19 protein-coding genes are annotated in these 20710 nt (G+C 62.9%); 15 read left to right on the top strand and 4 right to left on the bottom strand.

The annotated features are described in order from the left end of the window. Position 1: 1 nt before the first annotated feature. Positions 2 to 931 (top strand): homoserine kinase, encoded by a 930-nt coding sequence (locus tag ACVOK8_RS01095; RefSeq protein WP_481565249.1) that lies wholly within the window; start codon positions 2 to 4, stop codon positions 929 to 931. Between the two features lie 103 nt (positions 932 to 1034). After that, positions 1035 to 2330 carry a threonine synthase gene (gene thrC, locus ACVOK8_RS01090; protein WP_481565188.1) on the top strand — a complete coding sequence of 432 codons (1296 nt, stop codon included), beginning with the start codon at positions 1035 to 1037 and terminating at the stop codon, positions 2328 to 2330. 141 nt (positions 2331 to 2471) lie between these two features. On the opposite strand, the gene ACVOK8_RS01085 is transcribed toward thrC, so the two are convergent. Continuing rightward, positions 2472 to 3230, bottom strand: coding sequence for a Crp/Fnr family transcriptional regulator (locus ACVOK8_RS01085; RefSeq protein WP_481537979.1), 759 nt, complete (start codon positions 3228 to 3230; stop codon positions 2472 to 2474). A 108-nt stretch (positions 3231 to 3338) separates the two neighbouring features. On the opposite strand from ACVOK8_RS01085, the gene hisS reads away from it, so the two are divergent. From hisS to ACVOK8_RS01025, 12 genes are all read left to right on the top strand, one after another. Then, entirely contained in the window at positions 3339 to 4748 is a 1410-nt protein-coding gene (gene hisS, locus ACVOK8_RS01080; RefSeq protein ID WP_481565187.1) for a histidine--tRNA ligase, read from the top strand. Positions 4749 to 5112: 364 nt separating this feature from the next. Next, on the top strand, positions 5113 to 5439 hold the full coding sequence (locus tag ACVOK8_RS01075) for a YerC/YecD family TrpR-related protein (protein WP_481545869.1): 327 nt from the start codon (positions 5113 to 5115) through the stop codon (positions 5437 to 5439). 9 nt (positions 5440 to 5448) lie between these two features. Beyond that, on the top strand, positions 5449 to 6360 hold the full coding sequence (hisG, locus tag ACVOK8_RS01070) for an ATP phosphoribosyltransferase (RefSeq protein ID WP_481565186.1): 912 nt from the start codon (positions 5449 to 5451) through the stop codon (positions 6358 to 6360). After that, positions 6357 to 7652, top strand: coding sequence for a histidinol dehydrogenase (gene hisD, locus ACVOK8_RS01065; RefSeq protein WP_481565185.1), 1296 nt, complete (start codon positions 6357 to 6359; stop codon positions 7650 to 7652). The genes hisG and hisD overlap by 4 nt, the downstream gene beginning before the upstream one ends. Next, positions 7649 to 8728: a histidinol-phosphate transaminase gene (gene hisC / locus ACVOK8_RS01060; protein ID WP_481565184.1), complete on the top strand. Its 1080-nt coding sequence runs from the start codon at positions 7649 to 7651 to the stop codon at positions 8726 to 8728. Before hisD ends, hisC begins: the two co-directional genes overlap by 4 nt. Further along, a complete protein-coding gene (hisB, locus tag ACVOK8_RS01055) occupies positions 8725 to 9798 on the top strand; it encodes a bifunctional histidinol-phosphatase/imidazoleglycerol-phosphate dehydratase HisB (protein ID WP_481565183.1) in 1074 nt (357 codons plus the stop codon). The genes hisC and hisB overlap by 4 nt, the downstream gene beginning before the upstream one ends. Continuing rightward, positions 9795 to 10394 (top strand): imidazole glycerol phosphate synthase subunit HisH, encoded by a 600-nt coding sequence (gene hisH, locus ACVOK8_RS01050; RefSeq protein ID WP_481565182.1) that lies wholly within the window; start codon positions 9795 to 9797, stop codon positions 10392 to 10394. Before hisB ends, hisH begins: the two co-directional genes overlap by 4 nt. Then, positions 10391 to 11125: a 1-(5-phosphoribosyl)-5-[(5-phosphoribosylamino)methylideneamino]imidazole-4-carboxamide isomerase gene (gene hisA, locus ACVOK8_RS01045; RefSeq protein ID WP_481565181.1), complete on the top strand. Its 735-nt coding sequence runs from the start codon at positions 10391 to 10393 to the stop codon at positions 11123 to 11125. The genes hisH and hisA overlap by 4 nt, the downstream gene beginning before the upstream one ends. Then, positions 11119 to 11895, top strand: a complete 777-nt coding sequence (gene hisF, locus ACVOK8_RS01040) for an imidazole glycerol phosphate synthase subunit HisF (protein ID WP_481532858.1) — start codon at positions 11119 to 11121, stop codon at positions 11893 to 11895. Before hisA ends, hisF begins: the two co-directional genes overlap by 7 nt. Further along, positions 11885 to 12523, top strand: a complete 639-nt coding sequence (gene hisIE, locus ACVOK8_RS01035; protein WP_481565180.1) for a bifunctional phosphoribosyl-AMP cyclohydrolase/phosphoribosyl-ATP diphosphatase HisIE — start codon at positions 11885 to 11887, stop codon at positions 12521 to 12523. The genes hisF and hisIE overlap by 11 nt, the downstream gene beginning before the upstream one ends. Before the next feature lie 237 nt (positions 12524 to 12760). After that, on the top strand, positions 12761 to 14284 hold the full coding sequence (locus ACVOK8_RS01030; protein ID WP_481565179.1) for a calcineurin-like phosphoesterase C-terminal domain-containing protein: 1524 nt from the start codon (positions 12761 to 12763) through the stop codon (positions 14282 to 14284). A gap of 368 nt (positions 14285 to 14652) precedes the next feature. Continuing rightward, positions 14653 to 15207 (top strand): single stranded DNA-binding domain-containing protein, encoded by a 555-nt coding sequence (locus ACVOK8_RS01025; RefSeq protein ID WP_481565178.1) that lies wholly within the window; start codon positions 14653 to 14655, stop codon positions 15205 to 15207. Positions 15208 to 15340: 133 nt separating this feature from the next. On the opposite strand, the gene ACVOK8_RS01020 is transcribed toward ACVOK8_RS01025, so the two are convergent. Together ACVOK8_RS01020 and ACVOK8_RS01015 are read right to left on the bottom strand one after the other, a co-directional pair. After that, positions 15341 to 17023, bottom strand: coding sequence for a long-chain fatty acid--CoA ligase (locus ACVOK8_RS01020; protein ID WP_481565177.1), 1683 nt, complete (start codon positions 17021 to 17023; stop codon positions 15341 to 15343). Between the two features lie 32 nt (positions 17024 to 17055). Further along, the gene (locus ACVOK8_RS01015) at positions 17056 to 17277 is read right to left on the bottom strand and encodes a hypothetical protein (RefSeq protein WP_481565176.1); all 222 of its coding nucleotides are present in this window, start codon (positions 17275 to 17277) and stop codon (positions 17056 to 17058) included. Here ACVOK8_RS01015 and ACVOK8_RS01010 point away from each other — a divergent pair. Continuing rightward, complete coding sequence (locus ACVOK8_RS01010; RefSeq protein ID WP_481565175.1) at positions 17276 to 17578, top strand: nuclear transport factor 2 family protein; 303 nt, start codon at positions 17276 to 17278, stop codon at positions 17576 to 17578. The two genes, ACVOK8_RS01015 and ACVOK8_RS01010, sit on opposite strands and share 2 nt — an antisense overlap. A gap of 246 nt (positions 17579 to 17824) precedes the next feature. Here ACVOK8_RS01010 and acnA read toward each other — a convergent pair whose 3' ends face one another. After that, a complete protein-coding gene (gene acnA / locus ACVOK8_RS01005) occupies positions 17825 to 20587 on the bottom strand; it encodes an aconitate hydratase AcnA (RefSeq protein ID WP_481565174.1) in 2763 nt (920 codons plus the stop codon). Positions 20588 to 20710 lie beyond the last annotated feature (123 nt).

The following is a 20710-nucleotide window of genomic DNA, read 5'->3' as shown; positions in this document are numbered from 1 at the left end:
GATGGGTTCCGGGGCACGACAGGCGCGGGCGTTTTCGCCGGCGTCGGTGGCCAATGTGGCGGTAGGCTTTGATCTGCTGGGCTATGCAGTACCTGACGTTGGAGACACGGTAACGGTGCGGCGCATCGATGCGCCGGAAGTGCGCATCGTCGCCATTCGCGGCGCAGTGGTGGAGTTGCCGCTGGATGCGCCCAGCAATACCGCAGGGGCGGCGCTGATTGCCTTGCGCGAGGCGCTGGCGCTCCCGTTCGGTTTTGAAGTGGAGATCGACAAGGGCATACCGCTTAGCTCAGGCATGGGCGGCTCGGCCGCGTCCTGTGTAGCGGCTTTGGTTGCAGCTAATGCGTTGCTGGATCTGCCGTTGAGTCGAGAGCAGTTGTACAAGTACTCGCTGGACGGTGAAGCAGTGGCCAGCGGCAGCCGCCACGGTGACAACCTTGGCCCGATGTTCCTGGGGGGCTTGGTGCTCTCAACGCTGGAGCGTTTGGTGCCGGTACCGGTCCCCGCGCATTGGCATAGCCTGCTGGTGCATCCGGACGCGCTTCTGGAGACGCGGCACGCACGCGAAGCCTTGCAGGGCAGTTATGCATTGAAAGAGTTTGTCGCACAGAGCAGTAATCTGGCCCTGGTGTTGACCGGCTGTCATGCCGGCGACGCGGGTCTGGTGCGGGCAGGCTTGCTTGATGTGCTGGTCGAGCCACGTCGCGCACCTCTGATCGTTGGCTTCGATGCCGCCAAGGCAGCCGCACTGGCTGCAGGGGCGATGGGCGCCAGCATCTCCGGTGCAGGTCCCAGTGTCTTTGCCTGGTTTGAAGATCGTGATGCTGCATCGGCTGCTGCGCCCAAGGTGCAGGCAGCATTCGCAGCAGCGGGTTTCGACAGCCAAAGCTGGGTGAGCCCGATCAACAGCCCCGGCGCCAGACTGCTCTAAGCCTGATAGCCCCTCTCCCATCGGGAGAGGGGTTGGGGTGAGGGGGATCCTTGCGCGGGTCTCGAGTCCAGAGCAGCACATCAATCATTTAGTGGATTTCCGAATGAACTTTATCTCCACCCGCAACGCTTCCCCCGCCGCCACGCTCAGCCAAGCCATTGCCGCCGGTTTGGCACCCGATGGTGGCTTGTACGTGCCTGAAACAATGCCGGCAGCACGCACCTTGCAGCTGGGTGACACGCTCGCCGCGACCGCTACCGAGCTGTTGCAGCCGTTCTTTGCAGACGATGCGTTGGCAGTCGAGCTGCCGAAGATCTGCAGCGAAGCCTTCGATTTCCCAGCGCCGCTGCAGGCTTTGGCGACCCGTAACGATCACGTGCTGGAGCTGTTCCATGGCCCCACCGCGGCGTTCAAGGACTTCGGCGCGCGCTTCCTCGCTGCCAGCCTTTCGCGCTTGCGCGCAGGGCAGGAACGTCCACTGACCATCGTGGTCGCCACTTCAGGCGACACCGGTGCCGCCGTCGCTGCGGCCTTCCATAACCAGCCCAATCTTCAGGTTGTAGTGCTGTACCCGGATGGGCGGGTATCACCGCGTCAGGCACATCAGCTGGGTTGCCTTGGCGGCAATATCCGCGCACTCCGCGTGGCCGGATCGTTTGATGACTGCCAAGCGATGGCCAAGCAGGCCTTGAGCGATACCGGCTTGCAGGCGCAGGTGCCGTTGAGTTCTGCCAACAGCATCAGCCTGGGGCGCCTGTTGCCGCAGATGAGCTACTACGCACATGCCGCGCTCAGTCATCAGGCTGCGCACGGCTCATTGCTGAACTTCGTCATCCCTACCGGGAACCTGGGTAACGCGATGGCGGCGGTGATGGCGCGTGCACTGGGTGTACCGTTGGGGCGCATCGTGCTGGCGACCAACGCCAACCGCGTGCTGCCGGACTACTTCAGCGGCGCTGATTACGCGCCGAAGGCCAGTGTCGCCACGCTCGCCAACGCGATGGACGTGGGCGCACCGAGTAACTTCGAGCGCCTGCGCTGGCTGTACAAGGGTGATGATGCGGCACTGCGCGATGCGTTCACTTCGCTGGCGGTGGACGATACAACCATTCGCGAAACCATCGCCCATCGCTATCGCGAATACGGCGAAGTGTTCTGTCCGCATACCGCCACGGCGGTGCATGTTCTGGAGCAGCTGCGCGCCAGTGGCAGTGCAGCGTCGGATCAGCATTGGGCAGTGGCAGCGACCGCGCACCCGGCCAAATTCGAATCGGTGGTTGAGCCAATGATCGGCCGCGAAGTAGAAGTGCCGCCGGCTTTGGCCGAACTGCTGAAGCGTCCAGCCCATGCCGAACCCTGCGCACCGGAGTACGCCGCCCTACGCGAAAAGCTGTTGTAACCAAAAACCGAAGCGTAGTGCCGAGCCATGCTCGGCAGAGGCGTTCCCGGCAAATTCGGCCAGGTAGTGCCGAGCCGTGCTCGGCAGAGGCTTCCCCGGTAACGCTCCAGCCGAGCATGGCTCGGCACTACAGGTGAAGCGTCAGAACTCGTCGTTGGCCAGGTGCTGCAGCTCGGCGAAATCCAGAATCTCCACCACATTCAGGTGGGGCAGGGCGATCAGACCCTGCTGGCGCAGCTTGGTGAAGGTGCGGCTCACCGTTTCCATGGTCAGGCCAAGATGGTCGGCGATATCGCCGCGGCCCATCGGCAATGACACCCGGTTGCTGCTGCGCCCGTTCAAGGTCGCCTCGCGGGCGGCAAGGCGCAGCAGGAAGTCTGCCAACCGCTCCGGCGGCTGCAGGCGGGCGAGCGCAAGTGCATTGTCCTGGGCCGCATCCAGCTCCTGGCAGGCGCGCTGCAGCAGCTTACGCTCCAAGTGCGGGTAGCGTTGACGCAGGTCGCGCATCTGCGTGGTCGGCACCCGGCAGACCCGGCTGTCGGCAATGGCCTCGATGTCGTAGCGGTGGTGATCGCTGCCGCTCAGGCCCAGATAATCGCCCGGCAGTACAAAGCCGTTCACCTGTCGGCGGCCATCGGCCAAGGTGCGCACCAGGCGCAGCGCGCCCTCAGTTACTGTATAGACATAAGCGCGCGGCTCGCCGGCGCGGGCCAGTGTGGTGCCCATCGCCACTGGCGTGGACACGGTGATCTGCTCCAGCGCGTGTACTTCGTCACAGGACAGGGCCGAGCATACCGACAGGTGGCGGACCGAGCACTGCAGGCACTCGCGCCCGCCATTGCCTTCGGCGGCAATGGACGAAACCGTGGATTGCTCGGTGCCTTGGGCTGGCCGGGACATGTCTAGAACGAGGGGGAAGTGCCCCAAATTATACTTCATGCGGCCAGACGGGCGGTGTGCGGCTAGAATTAGCGACCGTTTCCCCATTGAGTTGCAGGAGTTTTGCCCGTGATCAAGCCCCGTACCCCGCCCGGCATCATGGAATTGTTGCCGCGCGAGCAGATCGCGTTCCAGCGCATGCTGGACGTCATCCGCCGCAACTACGAGCGCTTCGGGTTCCTGCCGGTGGAAACCCCGGTGTTCGAGCTGTCCGATGTGCTGTTGACCAAATCCGGCGGCGAGACCGAGCGCCAGGTGTATTTCGTGCAGTCCACCGGTGCGCTGGCCAACGCCGCCGAATCAGCTGACAAGGGCGGCCTGCCTGAGATGGCGCTGCGTTTCGATTTGACCGTGCCGCTGGCCCGCTATGTGGCCGAACACGAGCACGACCTGACCTTCCCGTTCCGTCGTTACCAGATGCAGCGGGTTTACCGTGGTGAACGTGCCCAGCGTGGCCGCTTCCGCGAGTTCTACCAGTGCGACGTTGACGTGATCGGCAAGGATACGCTGAGCATCCGTTACGATGCCGAAGTGCTGGCGGTGATCTATGCGGTGTTCTCGGAGCTGCGTATCGGCAACTTCGCCGTTCAGCTGAACAATCGCAAGCTGATGCGTGGCTTCTTCGAAGCGCAGGGTGTCGTGGATTCAGAGCAGCAGGCGCTGGTGCTGCGCGAGGTCGACAAGCTCGACAAGCGCGGTCCTGACTACGTGCGTGAGACCTTGGTCGGCCCGGATTTCGGCCTGCCGGTTGACGCGGTCGATCGCATCCTGGCCTTCGTCGAAGTCCGCTCCAGCTCGCATGCCGATGCACTGGCGCAGATCGAAGTGGTGCTGGATGCCGCCGGCGAATCAGCCAGCGAGTCGTTGCGTGCCGGTGCTGCTGAGCTGCGCGAAGTGCTGGAACTGGTCAAGGCGCTGGGCGTGCCGGAAACCGCCTATTGCCTGAATTTCTCCATTGCCCGTGGCCTGGATTACTACACCGGCACAGTGTACGAGACCAGCCTGGTTGATCATCCGCAGATCGGCTCGATCTGCTCGGGTGGCCGCTATGAAGACCTGGCCAGCCACTACACCAAGTCCAAGCTGCCGGGCGTCGGCATCTCGATCGGCCTGACCCGTTTGTTCTGGCAGCTGCGCGAGGCCAACCTGATTGACGGCATCGCCGAAAGCAGCGTGCACGCGATGGTGGCCTTGATGGACGAGGCGGCGATGCCGCAGTCGCTGGATATCGCCCGTCGCCTGCGTGCTGGTGGTATCAATACCGAAGTGCAGATGGAGCCGAAGAAGATCGGCAAGCAGTTCCAGTACGCGGCCAAGGCTGGTATCCGCTTTGTGGTGTTGGCTGGTGAGGATGAGCTGGCCCGCGGTGTGGTCGCGGTGAAGGATCTGCTACGTGAGCAGCAGTTCGAAGTAGCCAGGGATGAGTTGGCATCTACTCTCCAGGTAGAGCTGGAACAGACCCGCGCTATGGCGCGCTGAATGAGAGCCCCGCATAGCGGGGCTTTTTTTTGCCTGTAGTGCCGAGCCATGCTCGGCAGGGGGCATTACCGGGAAAGCTCCATGCCGAGCATGGCTCGGCACTACGAATCTGCTCCCTCCCTTTCGCTCAGCGAAGGGGAGGGCTGGGGAGGGCCTGGCCCACCCCTTCCCCGACCGTTGCGGTCATGATTTCGCAGCTTGCGCCGCTCTCGCAACGGCGGGCCCGCCTGTAGCGCCGGGCCATGCTCGGCTGGAACTTTGCCGGAAAAGCCTCCGCCGAGCATGGTTCGGCACTACAGGCGGTCGAATTGACTCTGGTGCTATTTCGAACTAATGTATTAGCACGCTAATACATTGATACATGATGAAGTCACGCCCTGACATTGAACGAGAGAAGCCCTCCGATGCCCCGCTGAAGGCGTTGGCGCGGGCTTTGGCCGCGCTGGACAGGCCGCAGGACGTGCAGGCCTTCCTGCGCGATCTGTGTACCCCCGCCGAGCTGGAGGCCATGGCTGACCGCTGGCGGGTGGTCCCTTTGCTGCGCAAAGGTGTGCCCTACCGTGAGATATATGACCTTACCGGGGTGAGCGTTACCACCATCGGCCGGGTCGCGCGTTCGCTCGAGCATGGTGCGGGTGGTTACGCCGCCGCCATCGACCGTCTTGCCACGCGCAAAACCGAATCCAACTGAGAAAACCCCATGAGTGCTTCAACCTCCGCCCCGGCACGCGACCGGCTGCGCATCGCCATCCAGAAAAGCGGCCGCTTGGCCGATCCCGCACGCAGCCTGTTGGCGGCTTGTGGGCTGAGCTGGCGGCAGAGCCGCGACAAGCTGTTCTGCTTCGGCGAATCGCTGCCGGTGGACCTGCTGCTGGTGCGGGACGACGATATCCCCGGGCTGATCGCCGACGGTGTCTGCGATCTGGGCGTGGTTGGCTTGAACGAATTGGACGAACAGGCCAAAGCGCGTCGGCGGGTTGGTTTGGCTGATGCGTACCGGCCGCTGCGTGGTCTTGGTTTTGGTTCCTGCCGCTTGATGATCGCGGTGCCGGAAGATTGGGATTGGCAGGGCGTGCAGATGCTGCAGGGCAAGCGCATCGCCACCAGCTACCCGGCCATCCTTGCCGTATGGCTGCAGGAGAAGGGGATTGACGCACAGGTGGTAGAGCTTTCCGGGTCGGTGGAAATCGCGCCAAAGCTGGGCACTGCGGAAGTCATCTGTGACCTGGTTTCCAGTGGCGCCACGCTGGCAGCCAATCAACTCAAGCCGGTGGAAGTGTTGCTCGAAAGTGAAGCAGTACTCGCCGGTCCGGTACGTGAGCTTGATGACGCACGCGCTGGCCTGATGGCGATGCTGCTGCGACGCCTTGATGGTTTGAGCAAGGTGCAGGACCAGAAGCTGTTGATGTTCTCGGCCGCCGAGGATCGCGTTGAAGCACTGGCCCGCCTGTTGCCAGACGCTGAGCCGCTGCTGCGTTTGCCGGGGCAGGGCAATGCGATACGGCTGCAGACCATGTGCAGTGGTGCTTTGAGCTGGCAGCGACTGGAAGAGCTGGAGCGTGCTGGCGCGCAAGGCTTGATGGTGTTGGCAGTGGAGAAGTCGCTGGTATGAATATCCTCGATTGGAACGCGCTCGACGCCGAAGCACAGGCGCGCGCTCTGACCCGTCCGGTGCAAACCGTAGCCACGCAGACCCGTGAGTCGGTCGCCGGCTTGATCGAGCAGGTGCGTAGCCGTGGCGACGCGGCGCTGCGTGAAATCACCGAGCGCTTCGACGGCATCGCGCCGGAGCGCTTTGAAGTCAGTGAGGCCGAATTTGCCGCAGCCGAACTGGCAGTCTCGGCTGAGCTGCGCATCGCCATGCAGCAGGCCGCGGAGCGCATCGATACCTTTCACCGCGCAGGAATGGCGCAGCCCTACAGCGTGGAAACCGCACCCGGGGTTGTCTGCGAGAAAGTCATTCGCCCGATTTCCCGCGTTGGGTTGTACGTGCCCGCGGGTAGCGCACCGCTGCCTTCGACCGCGCTGATGCTGGGTGTGCCGGCCAAGCTGGCAGGCTGCCGCGAAGTGGTGCTGTGCACGCCGCCGCGCAAGGACGGCACGGCCGATCCTGCAGTGCTGGTGGCTGCGCGCCTGACCGGCGTGCACCGCGTGTTCAAGATTGGCGGTGCGCAGGCGATTGCTGCAATGGCCTATGGCACCGAGTCGGTTCCGTCCTGCGACAAGCTGTTCGGGCCGGGCAACAGCTTTGTCACCGAAGCGAAACAGCAGGTCGCCCAAGCCGGTGCCGCCGCGATCGACATGCCGGCCGGTCCTTCGGAAGTGCTGGTGATCGCCGATGCTGGCGCCAACCCTGCATTTGTCGCTGCAGACCTGCTGTCGCAGGCCGAGCACGGTCCGGATTCGCAGGTGTTGCTGCTCAGCGATGACGCGGCGATGATTGCCGCCGTGCAGGACCAGGTGGAAGCGCAACTTGCACAGCTCAGCCGCGCGGCGATTGCGCGCCAGGCGCTGGGCGCATCGCTGCTGGTCAAGGTTGGTTCGATTGCGCAGGCATTTGAAATCTCCAATCGATATGCGCCTGAGCATTTGATTCTTGCATTGCGCGAGCCGCGTCGATGGCTGGACAAAGTGGAAGCAGCCGGCTCGGTGTTCCTGGGCGATTACACGCCCGAAGCGCTGGGTGACTACTGCTCGGGCACCAATCACGTGTTGCCCACCGCCGGTGCCGCGCGCGCCTATAGCGGTGTCAGCGTTGCCAGCTACCAGAATCAGATCAGCGTGCAGGCTGCCAGCCGCGAAGGCATTGCCGGTATTGGCCCGTGCGCGTTGACCTTGGCCCGTGCTGAAGGTCTGGGTGCACACGCCAACGCGGTGGCGCTACGGCTGGGAGTTGCACCGTGAGCGTGCTCGATCTGGTTCGTGAGGACCTGCGCGACTTCGGCGGTTATTCTTCCGCGCGGAGCGCCAAACTGCAGGGAGAAATCTGGCTCAACGCCAATGAATCGGCATGGGCAAATCCCGGCGACGCCGATGCCAGTTGCCGTCGCTATCCCGATCCGCAGCCGCAGCTCCTGCGCGAGCGTCTGGCAGGGTTGTACGGCTGCCAGCCCGAGCAGTTGCTGATCGGTCGCGGTAGTGATGAAGCCATCGATCTGCTGGTGCGCGCTTTGTGCGCTCCCGGCCGCGATGCGGTGCTGTACACGCCGCCGGTGTTCGGCATGTATGCGGTCAGTGCGCGGCTGCAGAATGCACCCGCACTGGAAGTGCCGCTGCTGGATACCGAGGCGGGGCTGGTGCCTGACATCGACGCCATCATCGCCACTGCAAAGCAAGGCAATGCCAAGCTGGTGTTCCTGTGCTCACCGTCCAATCCCGGTGGTCTGAGCATTCCGTTACAGCAGGTGCAGGCCGTGGCCGAAGCGCTGCGCGGTCAGGCGCTGGTGGTGGTTGACGAAGCTTATGGCGAGTTTTCCGATGAGCCATCCGCCACCACTTTGATGGATCGCGTTGACAATATTGCGGTGCTGCGCACCTTGTCCAAGGCGCACGCCTTGGCCGCTGCGCGTATTGGCAGTGTCATTGCCGATGCAGCGCTGATCGCTGTGCTGCGCCGCTGTCAGGCTCCGTATCCGATTCCCACACCATGCTCTGTCTTGGCGCTTGCCGGCCTCGACGACGCAGCCCTGACGCAGACCAGCGCCCGCATCGCAACCGTGCGCAGCGAGCGCGGCCGGCTGCGTATCGCTTTGGCGCTGCAAGCTTGTGTACGCCATGTTTACGGCTCGGACGCAAACTTCCTGCTGGTGCGCTTCAGCGATGCCGAGGCGGCGTTTCAAGCCTTGCTGAATGCTGGTGTGGTGGTGCGTGATCAACGCGCTGCACTGCAGCTGCAGGATGCGCTACGCATCACCCTGGGCACCCCCGAACAGAATGATCGCGTCCTCGACGCACTTGCCACGCTGGAGCTCACCGCATGACCCCCATTCTGTTTGTCGATCGCGATGGCACCTTGATCGAGGAGCCGGCCGATTTCCAGATCGACGCCTACGAGAAGATCCGCTTCGTCAAGAACGTGATTCCGGCAATGCTGAAGCTGCGTGATGCGGGCTACCAGTTCGTCATCGTCTCCAACCAGGACGGCCTTGGAACCGAAGGTTATCCGCAGGCCAGTTTCGACGGCCCGAACGACTTGATGCTGCATATCTTCGCCAGCCAGGGCATCACGTTCCGTGATGTGCTGGTCGACCCCAGCTGGCCGCAGGACAACAGCCCCAACCGCAAGCCGGGCATCGGCATGATGGTCTCGTATCTGCAGGACCGCAGTATCGACTGGGCACGCTCGGGCATGGTCGGTGATCGTCCCACCGACATCCAGTTCGCAGACAACATGAAGATCCGCGGCTTCCAACTGCGCACCGAGCAGTTTGGCGGTGAATGGGATTGGGATGCGATTGCCCATGAGCTGGCTGACGCGCCGCGCCGCGCCACCGTGCAGCGCGATACCAAGGAAACCCAGATCCGCGTCTTCGTAGACCTGGACAAGGTCGCCAGCTCCAGGATCAACACCGGCCTGCCGTTCTTCGATCACATGCTGGATCAGATCGGCCGCCATGGTGGCTTCGCGCTGGAAGTAGAAGCCAAGGGCGACCTGCATATCGACGAGCACCACACCATCGAAGACACTGGTCTGGCGTTGGGCCAAGCGCTGCGTGAAGCACTGGGTGACAAGCGCGGTATCGGGCGCTATGGCTTTACCTTGCCGATGGACGAGACCCTGGCCAGCGCCGCGTTGGATTTCAGCGGTCGTCCGTATTTCGTATTCGAAGGTGATTTCAAGCGTGAGCGCGTTGGCGATATGCCGACTGAACTGGTACCGCATTTCTTCCGCTCGCTGTGCGATGCCAGCGGCTTGAACCTCAACCTCAAGGTTGAAGGCGAGAACGATCACCACAAGGTCGAGGCCTGCTTCAAGGCCTTGGCCCGCGCCTTGCGCCAGGCCATTCGCAAGGAAGGCACCGAGTTGCCGTCGACCAAGGGGGCCTTGTGAGCAAGGTCGGTCTGGTTGATGCCGGCGGCGCCAACCTGGGCTCGGTGCGCTATGCACTGGAGCGGCTGCAGGTTGATGTGCAGATGGTGCGCGAGCCAACGGATCTAGCCGGCCTTGAGCGGGTAGTCCTGCCCGGTGTGGGGGCTGCGGTCGAGGGCATGCGGCGCTTGCATGCGCAGGGGTTGGTACAGCCGCTGCGCGAGCTGCAGGTACCGCTGATGGGCATTTGTCTTGGCATGCAGCTGCTGTTTGAACGTTCAGAAGAAGGCGATGTGGAGTGTCTCGGTCTGCTGCCGGGCATCGTCCGTCGCCTGCATCCCGGTGTCGGCGTACGCGTACCGCATATGGGCTGGAACAAGTTGCTGGCCTTGCGCGAGTCGACCTTGCTTGACGGCGTGCCGCTCGGCTCCAGCGCTTACTTCGTGCACAGCTACGCAGCTCCCGTTACTTCCGACACCGTGGCTGCGTGTCATCACGGTGGCCTGTTCACCGCCGTGATACAGCGCGAGCGCCTGTGCGGTGCACAGTTCCATCCCGAACGTTCGGCTGGGCCGGGCGCACGCATTCTGCAGAACTTTCTCGAGATTGCCGCATGAGCTTCACTGTTTACCCCGCGCTGGATATCCGTGACGGACGCGTTGTGCGCCTGCTGCAGGGCGATTACGCCAAGCAGACCACTTATGGCGACGACGCCTTGCCGCGCGCGCAGGCATTCGCTGCGACCGGTGCGACTTGGATGCATTTGGTTGATCTGGATGCGGCCAAGGCAGGCGGCTATACCTTGGCGCCCTTGCTGCTGCAGATCGCTGCAACCACCAAGCTGAAAGTGCAGACCGGCGGCGGCGTGCGCGGTCGTGATGATGTGGCGCGCATTCTTGATGCCGGCGCCAGCCGCGTGGTGATCGGTTCACTGGCAGTGCGCGAGCCCGAGCAGGTATTGGCCTGGCTGGCAGAGTTCGGTGCCGAGCAGCTGACCATCGCGCTGGACACCCGTCAGGGTGAAGACGGCGTGTGGCGCTTGCCGGTACACGGTTGGACCGAAACCGCAGATGTAACCTTGGATGAGCTCGCCCGGCGTTACGCGCGCGCGGGAATGAAGCATCTGTTGTGCACTGACATCTCCCGCGACGGCATGCTGTCCGGCCCGAATATCGAGCTCTATGCGCATCTGGCGGAGTTGCTGCCCGGCGTGGCAGTGCAGGCTTCCGGTGGTGTCCGTGATGCGGCCGATATCCGCGCGGCCAAGGCTGCTGGCTGCGGCGGCGCGGTGCTCGGCAAGGCTTTGCTGGAAGGTCACTTGCAGCTTGATGAGGCCTTGTCATGTTGAGTCGACGCATCATTCCCTGCCTTGACGTGCGCGAAGGACGCGTGGTCAAGGGAGTCAAGTTCCGCGACCATATCGACATGGGTGACATCACCGAGTTGGCGCTGCGTTACCGCGACCAGGGCGCTGATGAGCTGGTGTTCTACGACATCTCCGCCAGCCCGGAAGGCCGCTCCGTGGACCGCGCCTGGATCGAGCGGGTGGCGCGTTTGATCGACATTCCGTTCTGCGTGGCCGGCGGTATCCGCGATGTTGAAACCGCGCGTGCGGTGCTCCATTCCGGCGCTGACAAGATTTCCATCAATACTCCGGCGCTGGAGCGCCCGCAGCTGATTGCGGAGTTGGCCGAAGCCTTCGGCCAACAGTGCGTTGTGGTCGGCATCGACTCCATCCGCGAAGCAGACGGCCAGTGGCGGGTGCGCTCCTACACCGGCGACCCGAGCAAGACCCGCGCCGAAGCCAAGCTGACCTTGGACTGGGTGCGTGAAGTACAGGCCCACGGCGCAGGTGAAATAGTGCTGAACTGCATGGACAGCGATGGCGTGCGCAAGGGGTACGATATTGCCCAGTTGCGCCAGGCCCGGGCGTTGTGCACGGTTCCGTTGATCGCCTCTGGCGGCGCGGGCACGCCGCAGCATTTCGCCGATGTATTCGAACAGGCTGACGTTGACGGGGCATTGGCTGCCAGCGTGTTCCACTCCGGCGCCATTGCAATTCCGGAACTGAAGCAGTTCCTGCGCGAACAACAAATCGAGGTTAGGGATGTCTACTGAATTCAAACCAGTTGATCCGGCTGCACTAGACTGGGACAAGGTCAACGGCATGATCCCGGTCATCATCCAGGACGAGGCCACGCTGCGTGTGCTGATGCTTGGCTATATGGACCGCGACGCGCTGGAAGCCACCCGCAGCAGCGGCAAGGTCACCTTCTTCAGCCGTAGCAAGAAGCGTTTGTGGACCAAGGGCGAGACATCCGGCAATCACCTTGAGTTGGTCGACATCCGCAGCGATTGTGACAACGACACGCTGCTGGTAACCGTGCGCCCGCATGGCCCGACTTGCCACACCGGCGAGACCAGTTGCTTCAGTGCCGCACCGGGTAATTTCCTTGGGGCCTTGAATGCCTTGATCAAGCAGCGCGAACACGATCGCCCGCTCAACAGCTACACCACCAAGCTGTTCGAGAAAGGCGCGCGCCATATCGCACAGAAAGTGGGCGAGGAGGGCGTGGAAACCGCACTCGCCGGCGTCGTACAGCGTGACGACGAACTGCTGGGCGAATCGGCCGACCTGCTGTTCCACCTGATCGTGCTGTTGCGCGCCCGTGGCCTGTCGCTGGACGATGCCATCGCCGTGCTCGAAGACCGCCACGCCAAGGCCGCAGAAAAGGCAGCCAGCTGAGCAACTGTAGTGCCGAGCCATGCTCGGCAGGGGCCTTACCGATTGGCCAGATGTAGGAGCGGCGTCAGCCACGAAGCTGGCAATGCGTCGCGGCTAGCGATCTCTGCAATCGTACGAGGTATCGGCTTCGCGGCTGACGCCGCTCCTACAAGAACGAGGTTGCCCGCCACCTGCAGCAATGCCTTTGCAGCATCCCGGGGCGATAATGGCCGCCTGCCCATTGTTGCCGAGACCTCCATGCGCCCACTCCTGTTGCCCGCTCTGTTGCTGGCCTGCGCGCCGTTCACCGCCAGCGCATCCTGTGTCCAAGGCGCGGTATTCCTCGACAGCAACGGCAATGGCCGACAGGACGCCGGCGAGAAGCCGTTGGCAGGCATCCGTGTCTCCGATGGCGAGCACATCGTCAGCACTGGCCAGGATGGTCGATACCAGCTGCCGGCCTCCAGCCAGCCCAACATCTTCATCATCAAACCGGCGGGCTATAGCGCCGCCAAGCGCGCGGATGGCCTGCCTGATATCTGGCGGCCACAGGCAGGCGAGGGTGAGGCGCAGTGTCGCCCATTCGCGCTGAAGCTGGAGAAGAACGCACCCAGCAGCTTCCAGACGCTGTTGCTGGCTGACAGCCAGACCAGCACCGCGCTGGACGTCAGCTACTTCGAGCGCGACATCATTGCGCCGCTGCGCGGCACGCATCAGGCACGCCTTGGCATGACCCTGGGCGACATCACCAATGACGACCCCAGTCTCTATCCGGCACTGACCAAGGCGGTCACTTCGCTGGGTGTGCCGTGGCTGCATGTCCCCGGCAACCACGACATGGATCTGGGCGCGAGCAGCGATGCCGATTCACTGGCCAGCTATCACCGCCAACTCGGCCCCGACACCTATGCCTGGGAAGAGGCTTCGATGGTGTTCATCGGCATGGACGACATCATCGCCCAGCCCGGCCAGAAGCCGGCCTATATCGGCGGCCTGCGCGAGGATCAGTTCTCCTTCCTTGAGGCCTACTTGCCGACCATCCCGAAGGACAAGCTGGTGGTACTTGGCTTCCATATCCCGCTGTTCGATCACGTATACCGTGCTGAAGATCGCGCCCGCTTGTTCAAGCTGCTGGAGCAGGTGGCGCATCCGCTGATCGTCAGCGGTCATACCCACAACCAGAGTCAGGTGTTCTGGGGCGCCGCGCAGGGCTGGAATGGTGCCAAGCCGCTGCACGAGTACAACGTTGGGGCAGCCTGTGGCGCGTTCTGGTCAGGGGTAAAGGACACGCAGGGTATTCCCGATACCACCATGGCCGACGGCACGCCCAACGGCTACGGCCTGCTCAACGTACGTCCGCAGGGCCAGTACAGCGTCGAGTACCGCGTTGCCCGTGCACCTGCAGATCAGCAGATCGCCCTGCATGCGCCCAAGGTACTGCGTCAGGGCGCGTATCCGGCCTGGGGCATCTATGCCAACGTCTTCATGGGCTATGAAGGCTTGCCGGTGGAGTTTCGTGTTGATGGCGGTGAATGGCAGCCGATGAAGCAGGTCAAGCAGTCCGACCCGCGCTTGCTGGTGCAGAACATTGCCGATGATCTGGCGAGTGAGCTGCGTGGCTACGACCGTTCGCCGGAAGCTGTACCGTCCAGCCATTTGTGGCGCGCGGCGTTGCCGACCAAGCTGAGCCCGGGCGAGCATGCGGTGGAAGTGCGCACCACCTTGAATGGCGTCGAGTACCGTAGCCAGGCGAGCTACCGGTTGCAGACCGCACAGCCCTGACGCCAAGGACTTTTGTAGGAGCGGTGTAAGCCGCGAAGCAGGCAATGCTTGCAGCCAAGGAATCTCTGCAATCTGATGATGTACGAGTTCACGGCTGACGCCGCTCCCACAGGCGAGCGGTGCTTTCTGCGCCAGGCTTTCGTAGGAGCGGCGTAAGCCGCGAAGCCGGGGAATGCACCTTGTCCAGTTTTTTTTGTAATCTGACAATCTACGAGCTTCGCGGCTAACGCCGTTCCTACAAAAAGACGGGGTGCACGGACGTCATGTGTTGGAAGTCAGCACTAGCCAAAGTCACGGTTCTCGGTACGGCATTGACGTCGACCGGTTGCGGCTTTCCACTGCCTGGCAGCCAATTCCATGTAGAGCCAATGGATCCCGCGCGTCAGCTGATCGGGCAGGTGCAAGGGCAGGGGGCGAGCAGCCCGCTGCTTGGCAGCGAGGTGCTGGTCGAAGGCATCGTGGTGCGCAACCTGATGGGCGACAACGACGACATCGGTCAGGAGCTCAAGGAAACCCTGGGCGAAGGCGATCGTGGCACGCCCACGATTGGTTGGTTCCTGCAGGACGAAGGCGATGGCAACCCGGCCACATCCGATGGGGTGTTCGTGCTGGATCAGGGCTATGACACCTCGATCAACATGCCTGCCGAGGCCGAGTTCACCATGCGCATGGGTTCGCGGCTTCGCACCGGTGATCGGGTAGCCGTACGCGGAACCGTGGTGGAGCTACCTCAGGAACGGGCGGTCGATCAGCCGCGCACTACCGGCCATCTCGTTTCCCGCGGCGAATCTGGCGGTACCGTCACCGCCATTGCGGCGATGTCGCTGACGCTTGTTGGATCCGATGAACGTGCCACGGCAATCGTGCCCGTGCCCGTAGCCGGCAATGCGGATGACGAATCACGCGAAGGTATGCGGCTTTAAAGTGCGGTCGTCGGGCTGGCGCTGATAACCATCACTCTGTGCGGGCGATCACGCACAGCTTCCCAATCAGTTCACAGGCACAAAAAAAACCTCCCCGTTTGCGGGGAGGCTTTCAGGGGTCACGCCTGAAGCATCAGGCTTCCGGCTTGGCGTCACGCAGCTCGCGGCGCAGGATCTTGCCGACGTTGGTCTTGGGTAGTTCCTTGCGGAACTCGACGATGCGCGGGTGCTTGTAACCGGTCAGGTTGGCGCGGGCGAATTCCTTCACCTGCTCCTCGGTGAGGTTGGGGTCCTTCTTGACGATGACCACCTTCACCACTTCGCCTGACTTCTCGTTGGGCGCACCAACGGCGGCCACTTCCAGGATGCCCGGCATCATCGCCAGCACGTCTTCGATCTCATTCGGGTAGACGTTGAAGCCGGACACCAGAATCATGTCCTTCTTGCGGTCGACGATGTAGAAGAAGCCGTTTTCGTCCATGCGCGCCATGTCGCCGGTATGCAACCAGCCATCGGCGTCCATCACCTTGTCGGTTTCGTCCTGGCGGTGCCAATAGCCCTTCATTACCTGCGGGCCGCGGATGCACAGTTCGCCCACTTCACCCAATGCCACCATCTGCCCGTCGTCGGTCTTGACGCAGGCTTCGGTGGAGGGGATCGGCAAGCCGATGGCGCCGTTGTATTCCTTCAGGTCCAGCGGATTGATACAGGCAGCCGGTGAAGTCTCGGTCAGGCCGTAGGCTTCCACCAGGGTGACGCCGGTGACCTTCTTCCACTTGTCGGCCACGGCGCGCTGCACGGCCATGCCGCCGCCGAGGGCAAACTTCAGATTGGAGAAGTCGACTTCGTCGAAGCCCTCGGTGTTGAGCAAGCCGTTGAACAGCGTGTTGACGCCGGTGATGGCGGTGAAGCGGTTGTTCTTCAGCTCCTTGATGAAGCCCTTCATGTCACGCGGGTTGGTGATCAGGTAGTTCAAACCGCCGAGCTTCATGAAAACCAGACCGTTCGCCGTCAACGCGAAGATGTGGTAGAGCGGCAGCGCGGTGATGATGACTTCCTCGCCAGGCTTGACGCCCGAGGCGCTGATCCAGGCCGACGCCTGCTGCATGTTGGCGATCAGGTTGCGATGGGTCAGCATCGCGCCCTTGGCCACGCCGGTGGTGCCGCCGGTGTATTGCAGGAAGGCGATGTCATCGTGGTCCACCTCGACCACCGGCATGCTGTGGCGCTTGCCCAGCTTCAATGCATCCTTGAAGCGGATGGCCTTGGGCAGGTCGTAGTCCGGCACCATCTTTTTCACGTACTTCAGCACGAAGTTGACGATGGGGCCCTTGGGGAAGCCGAGCATGTCGCCCAAGCCGGTGGTGATGACCTGCTTGACCGGCGTATCGGCGATCACCTGCTGCACGGTATCGCCGAAGTTGTCGACCACCAGCAGCACGGAGACACCGGCATCGACCAGCTGGTGCTTGAGCTCGCGTGCGGTATACAGCGGGTTGACGTTAACCACGGTCAGGCCGGCACGCAGGATGCCGAAGATGGCGATCGGGTACTGCAGGCAGTTGGGCATCATGATCGCAACGCGATCGCCCTTCTTCAGCTGCAGCTCGCCCAGCAGGTAGGCGGCGAACTGGGTGACCAGTGCGTCCGCTTCGCCATAGGTCAGGACCTTGCCGAAGTTGGAGTAGGCCGGGCGATCACGGAACTTGGCGACCGAGGCATTGAAAACATCGGCGACGGAGTGGAATTCGTTGACGTCGATTTCAGCCGGTACACCAGCCGGGTAGCTCTGCAGCCAAGGACGTTCTTGCGTCATCTTCCCCTCCAGGAAATGGAATGATCTAGTGGTCAGGCCCGATCATCGGGCACCGGCGTTATTGTTGCCAGCATACCGTTACGAATTGAAAAGGCGAAGGGATAGATGATGCGATCAGTCTTCAACTGCATGCTTTGTGCGGTGATCATGCTTTTGCTGGCCGCTTGTGGCCGCGAACCACCGGAACAGCGGCTGCGCGAAAGCTTTGCTGCAATGCAAAAAAGCGTGGAGGCAGGCAAGCCCAGCGGCTTCATGGATGGAATGGCCGAAGACTTCGTGGGCAACGAGGGCTTGGATCGCGCTGGGATGGAGCGTTTGCTGCGCGGGCAGTTGCTGTTGAACGCCAAGGTAGGCGTCCAGACCGGGCCGCTTCGGGTGGAGATGGGCGAGGGTGGTACTGCGACCGTGCGCTTCACTGTGCTGCTGACGGGTGGCAACCAGGGGCTGCTGCCCGAGCGTGGGCAGATGCAGGAAGTGGTTACCGGCTGGCGTGAGCAGGACGGGGAGTGGCAGGTGTATAGCGCGGATTGGGGGCCGGTGGGTGGGGAAGGTTGACCTTTTTGGCGTGGTAGCAGGTTGAATGCGTTGAAGCGCTAAAGCGCAAAGGCACCCCTCCCCAGCCCTCCCCTTGGCTGCGCCAAAGGGAGGGAGACAAGCGGGCTGCTCTTGCCCCCTCCCTTTGGCGCACCCAAGGGGAGGGCTGGGGAGGGGTGCTCTTGGTCTGGCTACAAAACCTCAGTCAATTAAAAAAAGAACGCCCCAGCAGGGGCGTTCTTTCAACTCAACATTCAACGCCGCAGATCAAGCAACCTTCTTTGCCGCCAACTGCCGCAACACATACTGCAGCAAGCCACCATTGCGGAAGTACTCCACTTCCTTCGGCGTCAGCAACAGCACCTTGGCAGTAAAGCTCTTGCGGCTGCCATCAGCCTTGGTCGCAGTTACCGTGGCGAGCTTGGCCTTGCCATCTTCCAGACCAGTCACATCAAATACTTCCGAACCATCCAGGCCCAGCGTCTGTGCGTTCTCGCCGTCGTGGAACTGCAGCGGCAGCACGCCCATGCCGACCAGGTTGGAGCGGTGGATGCGCTCGAAGCTTTCGGCGATCACCGCCTTGACGCCGAGCAGGTTGGTGCCCTTGGCCGCCCAGTCGCGCGATGAGCCAGTGCCGTATTCCTTGCCAGCCAACACCACCAGCGGCACGCCATCGGCCTTGTACTTCATCGCCGCGTCGTAGATCGCCAGCTTCTCGCCGGTATTGCTGCCCGGGGCGTAGTACAGCGTGTTGCCGCCTTCTTCGCCGCCGAACATCAGGTTCTTGATGCGGATGTTGGCGAAGGTGCCGCGCACCATCACATCGTCATTGCCGCGGCGGCTGCCGTAACTGTTGAAGTCGGCTGGCTGTACGCCACGCGACTGCAGGAAGCGGCCTGCCGGCGAATCCTTCTTGATGTTGCCGGCCGGGGAGATGTGGTCGGTGGTGATGGAGTCACCAAACAGTCCCATCACCCGTGCGCCATGCACGTCGCTGATGCTGCCGACCTGCATGGTCATGCCATCGAAGTAGGGCGGGTTCTTGATATAGGTCGAGTCGCCATTCCATTCGTAGGCCTGGCCTTCCGGCGACTCAATCTGCGCCCAGCGGGTGTCACCCTTGAACACGTCGGCGTAGTTCTGTTTGAACATTTCCGGGCCGACGGTGGCGGCGATGGTGTCGCCGATTTCCTTGTTGCTCGGCCAGATGTCGCGCAGGTAGACGTCCTGGCCGTCGTTGCCCTTGCCCAGCGGCTCCTTGCTCAGGTCGATGCGCACGGTGCCAGCAATGGCGTATGCCACCACCAATGGCGGCGAGGCCAGGTAGTTGGCCTTCACTTCCGGATGGACGCGGCCTTCGAAGTTGCGGTTGCCCGACAGCACCGAGGCAACCACCAGGTCGCCTGCAGCGATGCCCGCGCTGACTTCAGTAGGCAGCGGGCCGGAGTTGCCGATGCAGGTGGTGCAGCCGTAGCCGACCACGAAGAAGCCCAGCTTCTCCAGGTCCGGCAGGACGCCGGCTTTTTCAAGATAGTCGGTGACCACGCGGGAGCCCGGTCCAAGCGAGGTCTTGACCCACGGCTTGGCCTTGAGCCCCAGCCGTGCAGCATTGCGCGCGAGGAGGCCGGCGCCAAGCATCACCGCCGGGTTGGAGGTGTTGGTGCAGGAGGTAATGGCTGCGATGACCACCGCGCCATCCTTCAAGCGCATCGCTTGTTCGTTGATCACGATGTCGGCATGGCCCTTGGCCAGCTGCTCGTTGCCAACCGCAGCACCGCCGCCCTCGTTGATGAAGTCGGCGACGTCGCCATTGCGCTGTTCGCGGTGGCTGGTCAGGCCCTTCAGTGCCTCGGTGAAGTTGCTGTGCACGTCTTCCAGCAGCACGCGGTCCTGCGGGCGCTTGGGGCCGGCCATCGACGGTTTGACGTCGGCCATGTCCAGCTCAAGTGTGGCGCTGTACTGCGCGTGCGGACTATTGGAGTCGTGCCACAGGCCCTGCGCCTTTGCGTAAGCTTCGACCAGGTTGATCTGCGCATCGCTGCGGCCGGACAGGCGCAGGTAGTTCAGTGACTCGGCATCGATCGGGAAGATGCCGCAGGTGGCGCCGTACTCCGGTGCCATGTTGGCGATGGTGGCACGGTCGGCCAGCGGCAGGTGCTGCAGGCCCTCGCCATAGAACTCGACGAACTTGCCGACCACGCCGAGCGTGCGCAGCATCTGGGTGACGGTGAGCACCAGATCGGTGGCGGTGGTGCCTTCGGGCAGCTTGCCGGTCAGCTTGAAGCCGACCACCTGCGGGATCAGCATCGAGGAGGGCTGGCCCAGCATCGCGGCCTCGGCCTCGATGCCGCCGACGCCCCAGCCGAGCACGCCGATGCCGTTGATCATGGTGGTATGTGAGTCCGTGCCGAACACGGTGTCCGGGAAGGCCCAGTTGCTGCCGTCGATCTGCCGTTCCATCACCACGCGGGCGAGGTTCTCCAGATTGACCTGGTGGACGATGCCGGTGTTCGGCGGAACCACCTTGAAGTTCTCGAAGGCTTTCTGGCCCCAGCGCAGGAAACTGTAGCGTTCCTGGTTGCGCTCGAATTCAATCTTGCCGTTGAGGTCCAGTGCGTCCGGGCGGCCGAATACGTCCACTTGCACCGAGTGGTCGATGACCAGTTCGGAGGGAATCAGCGGGTTGATCTGCTCGGCCTTGCCGCCCAGTCTGGTCACGGCATCACGCATCGCGGCAAGGTCGACCACGCAGGGCACGCCGGTGAAGTCCTGTAGTACCACGCGCGCCGGCATGAAGGCGATCTCGGTGTCGGGTTCGGCCTTGGGGTTCCAGCGGGCGACGGCTTCGATGTGATCCGGGCCGACGGTCTGGCCGCCGTCCTCGTGCCGGAGCAGGTTCTCCAGCAGGATCTTCATCGAGTAGGGAAGGTGGGAGATGTCGAACTTCTGGCCGAGCTTGGGAAGGCTGCAGTAGGTGTACTGCTGGCCGCCAACCTCCAGTTGGCTACGGGTGGAGAATGTATCGCTCATACCGCTGACTCCTGTTAGTGCTGATGGCTTGCGGCGGCGCCGGGGCGCTGCGCGGGCTTGCCAGGGCCATGGGCCCTGACAGGTGGATGCCACTCCGAGTATGGACGAAGCACCCTGCATTCG

It is taken from the genome of Stenotrophomonas sp. STEN083 (assembly GCF_056759195.1).
Note: the sequence above shows the minus strand (reverse complement) of the source record. Positions and strands in the feature narration are given on the sequence as shown.

Excerpts from the sequence above, each read along its gene's own strand:
- ACVOK8_RS01015 (WP_481565176.1), bottom strand. The coding sequence starts at position 17,277 with ATGAAGCCGCTGGGCTTGCCTGCCTCCACGCTTTTTTGCATTGCAGCA.
- ACVOK8_RS01085 (WP_481537979.1), bottom strand. The coding sequence starts at position 3,230 with ATGTCCCGGCCAGCCCAAGGCACCGAGCAATCCACGGTTTCGTCCATT.
- hisB (WP_481565183.1), top strand. The coding sequence starts at position 8,725 with ATGACCCCCATTCTGTTTGTCGATCGCGATGGCACCTTGATCGAGGAG.
- ACVOK8_RS01025 (WP_481565178.1), top strand. The coding sequence starts at position 14,653 with ATGGATCCCGCGCGTCAGCTGATCGGGCAGGTGCAAGGGCAGGGGGCG.
- hisG (WP_481565186.1), top strand. The coding sequence starts at position 5,449 with ATGAGTGCTTCAACCTCCGCCCCGGCACGCGACCGGCTGCGCATCGCC.
- ACVOK8_RS01030 (WP_481565179.1), top strand. The coding sequence starts at position 12,761 with ATGCGCCCACTCCTGTTGCCCGCTCTGTTGCTGGCCTGCGCGCCGTTC.
- hisF (WP_481532858.1), top strand. The coding sequence starts at position 11,119 with ATGTTGAGTCGACGCATCATTCCCTGCCTTGACGTGCGCGAAGGACGC.
- ACVOK8_RS01075 (WP_481545869.1), top strand. The coding sequence starts at position 5,113 with ATGAAGTCACGCCCTGACATTGAACGAGAGAAGCCCTCCGATGCCCCG.
- ACVOK8_RS01095 (WP_481565249.1), top strand. The coding sequence starts at position 2 with ATGGGTTCCGGGGCACGACAGGCGCGGGCGTTTTCGCCGGCGTCGGTG.
- hisIE (WP_481565180.1), top strand. The coding sequence starts at position 11,885 with ATGTCTACTGAATTCAAACCAGTTGATCCGGCTGCACTAGACTGGGAC.
- acnA (WP_481565174.1), bottom strand. The coding sequence starts at position 20,587 with ATGAGCGATACATTCTCCACCCGTAGCCAACTGGAGGTTGGCGGCCAG.
- ACVOK8_RS01010 (WP_481565175.1), top strand. The coding sequence starts at position 17,276 with ATGGATGGAATGGCCGAAGACTTCGTGGGCAACGAGGGCTTGGATCGC.
- thrC (WP_481565188.1), top strand. The coding sequence starts at position 1,035 with ATGAACTTTATCTCCACCCGCAACGCTTCCCCCGCCGCCACGCTCAGC.
- hisD (WP_481565185.1), top strand. The coding sequence starts at position 6,357 with ATGAATATCCTCGATTGGAACGCGCTCGACGCCGAAGCACAGGCGCGC.
- hisA (WP_481565181.1), top strand. The coding sequence starts at position 10,391 with ATGAGCTTCACTGTTTACCCCGCGCTGGATATCCGTGACGGACGCGTT.
- ACVOK8_RS01020 (WP_481565177.1), bottom strand. The coding sequence starts at position 17,023 with ATGACGCAAGAACGTCCTTGGCTGCAGAGCTACCCGGCTGGTGTACCG.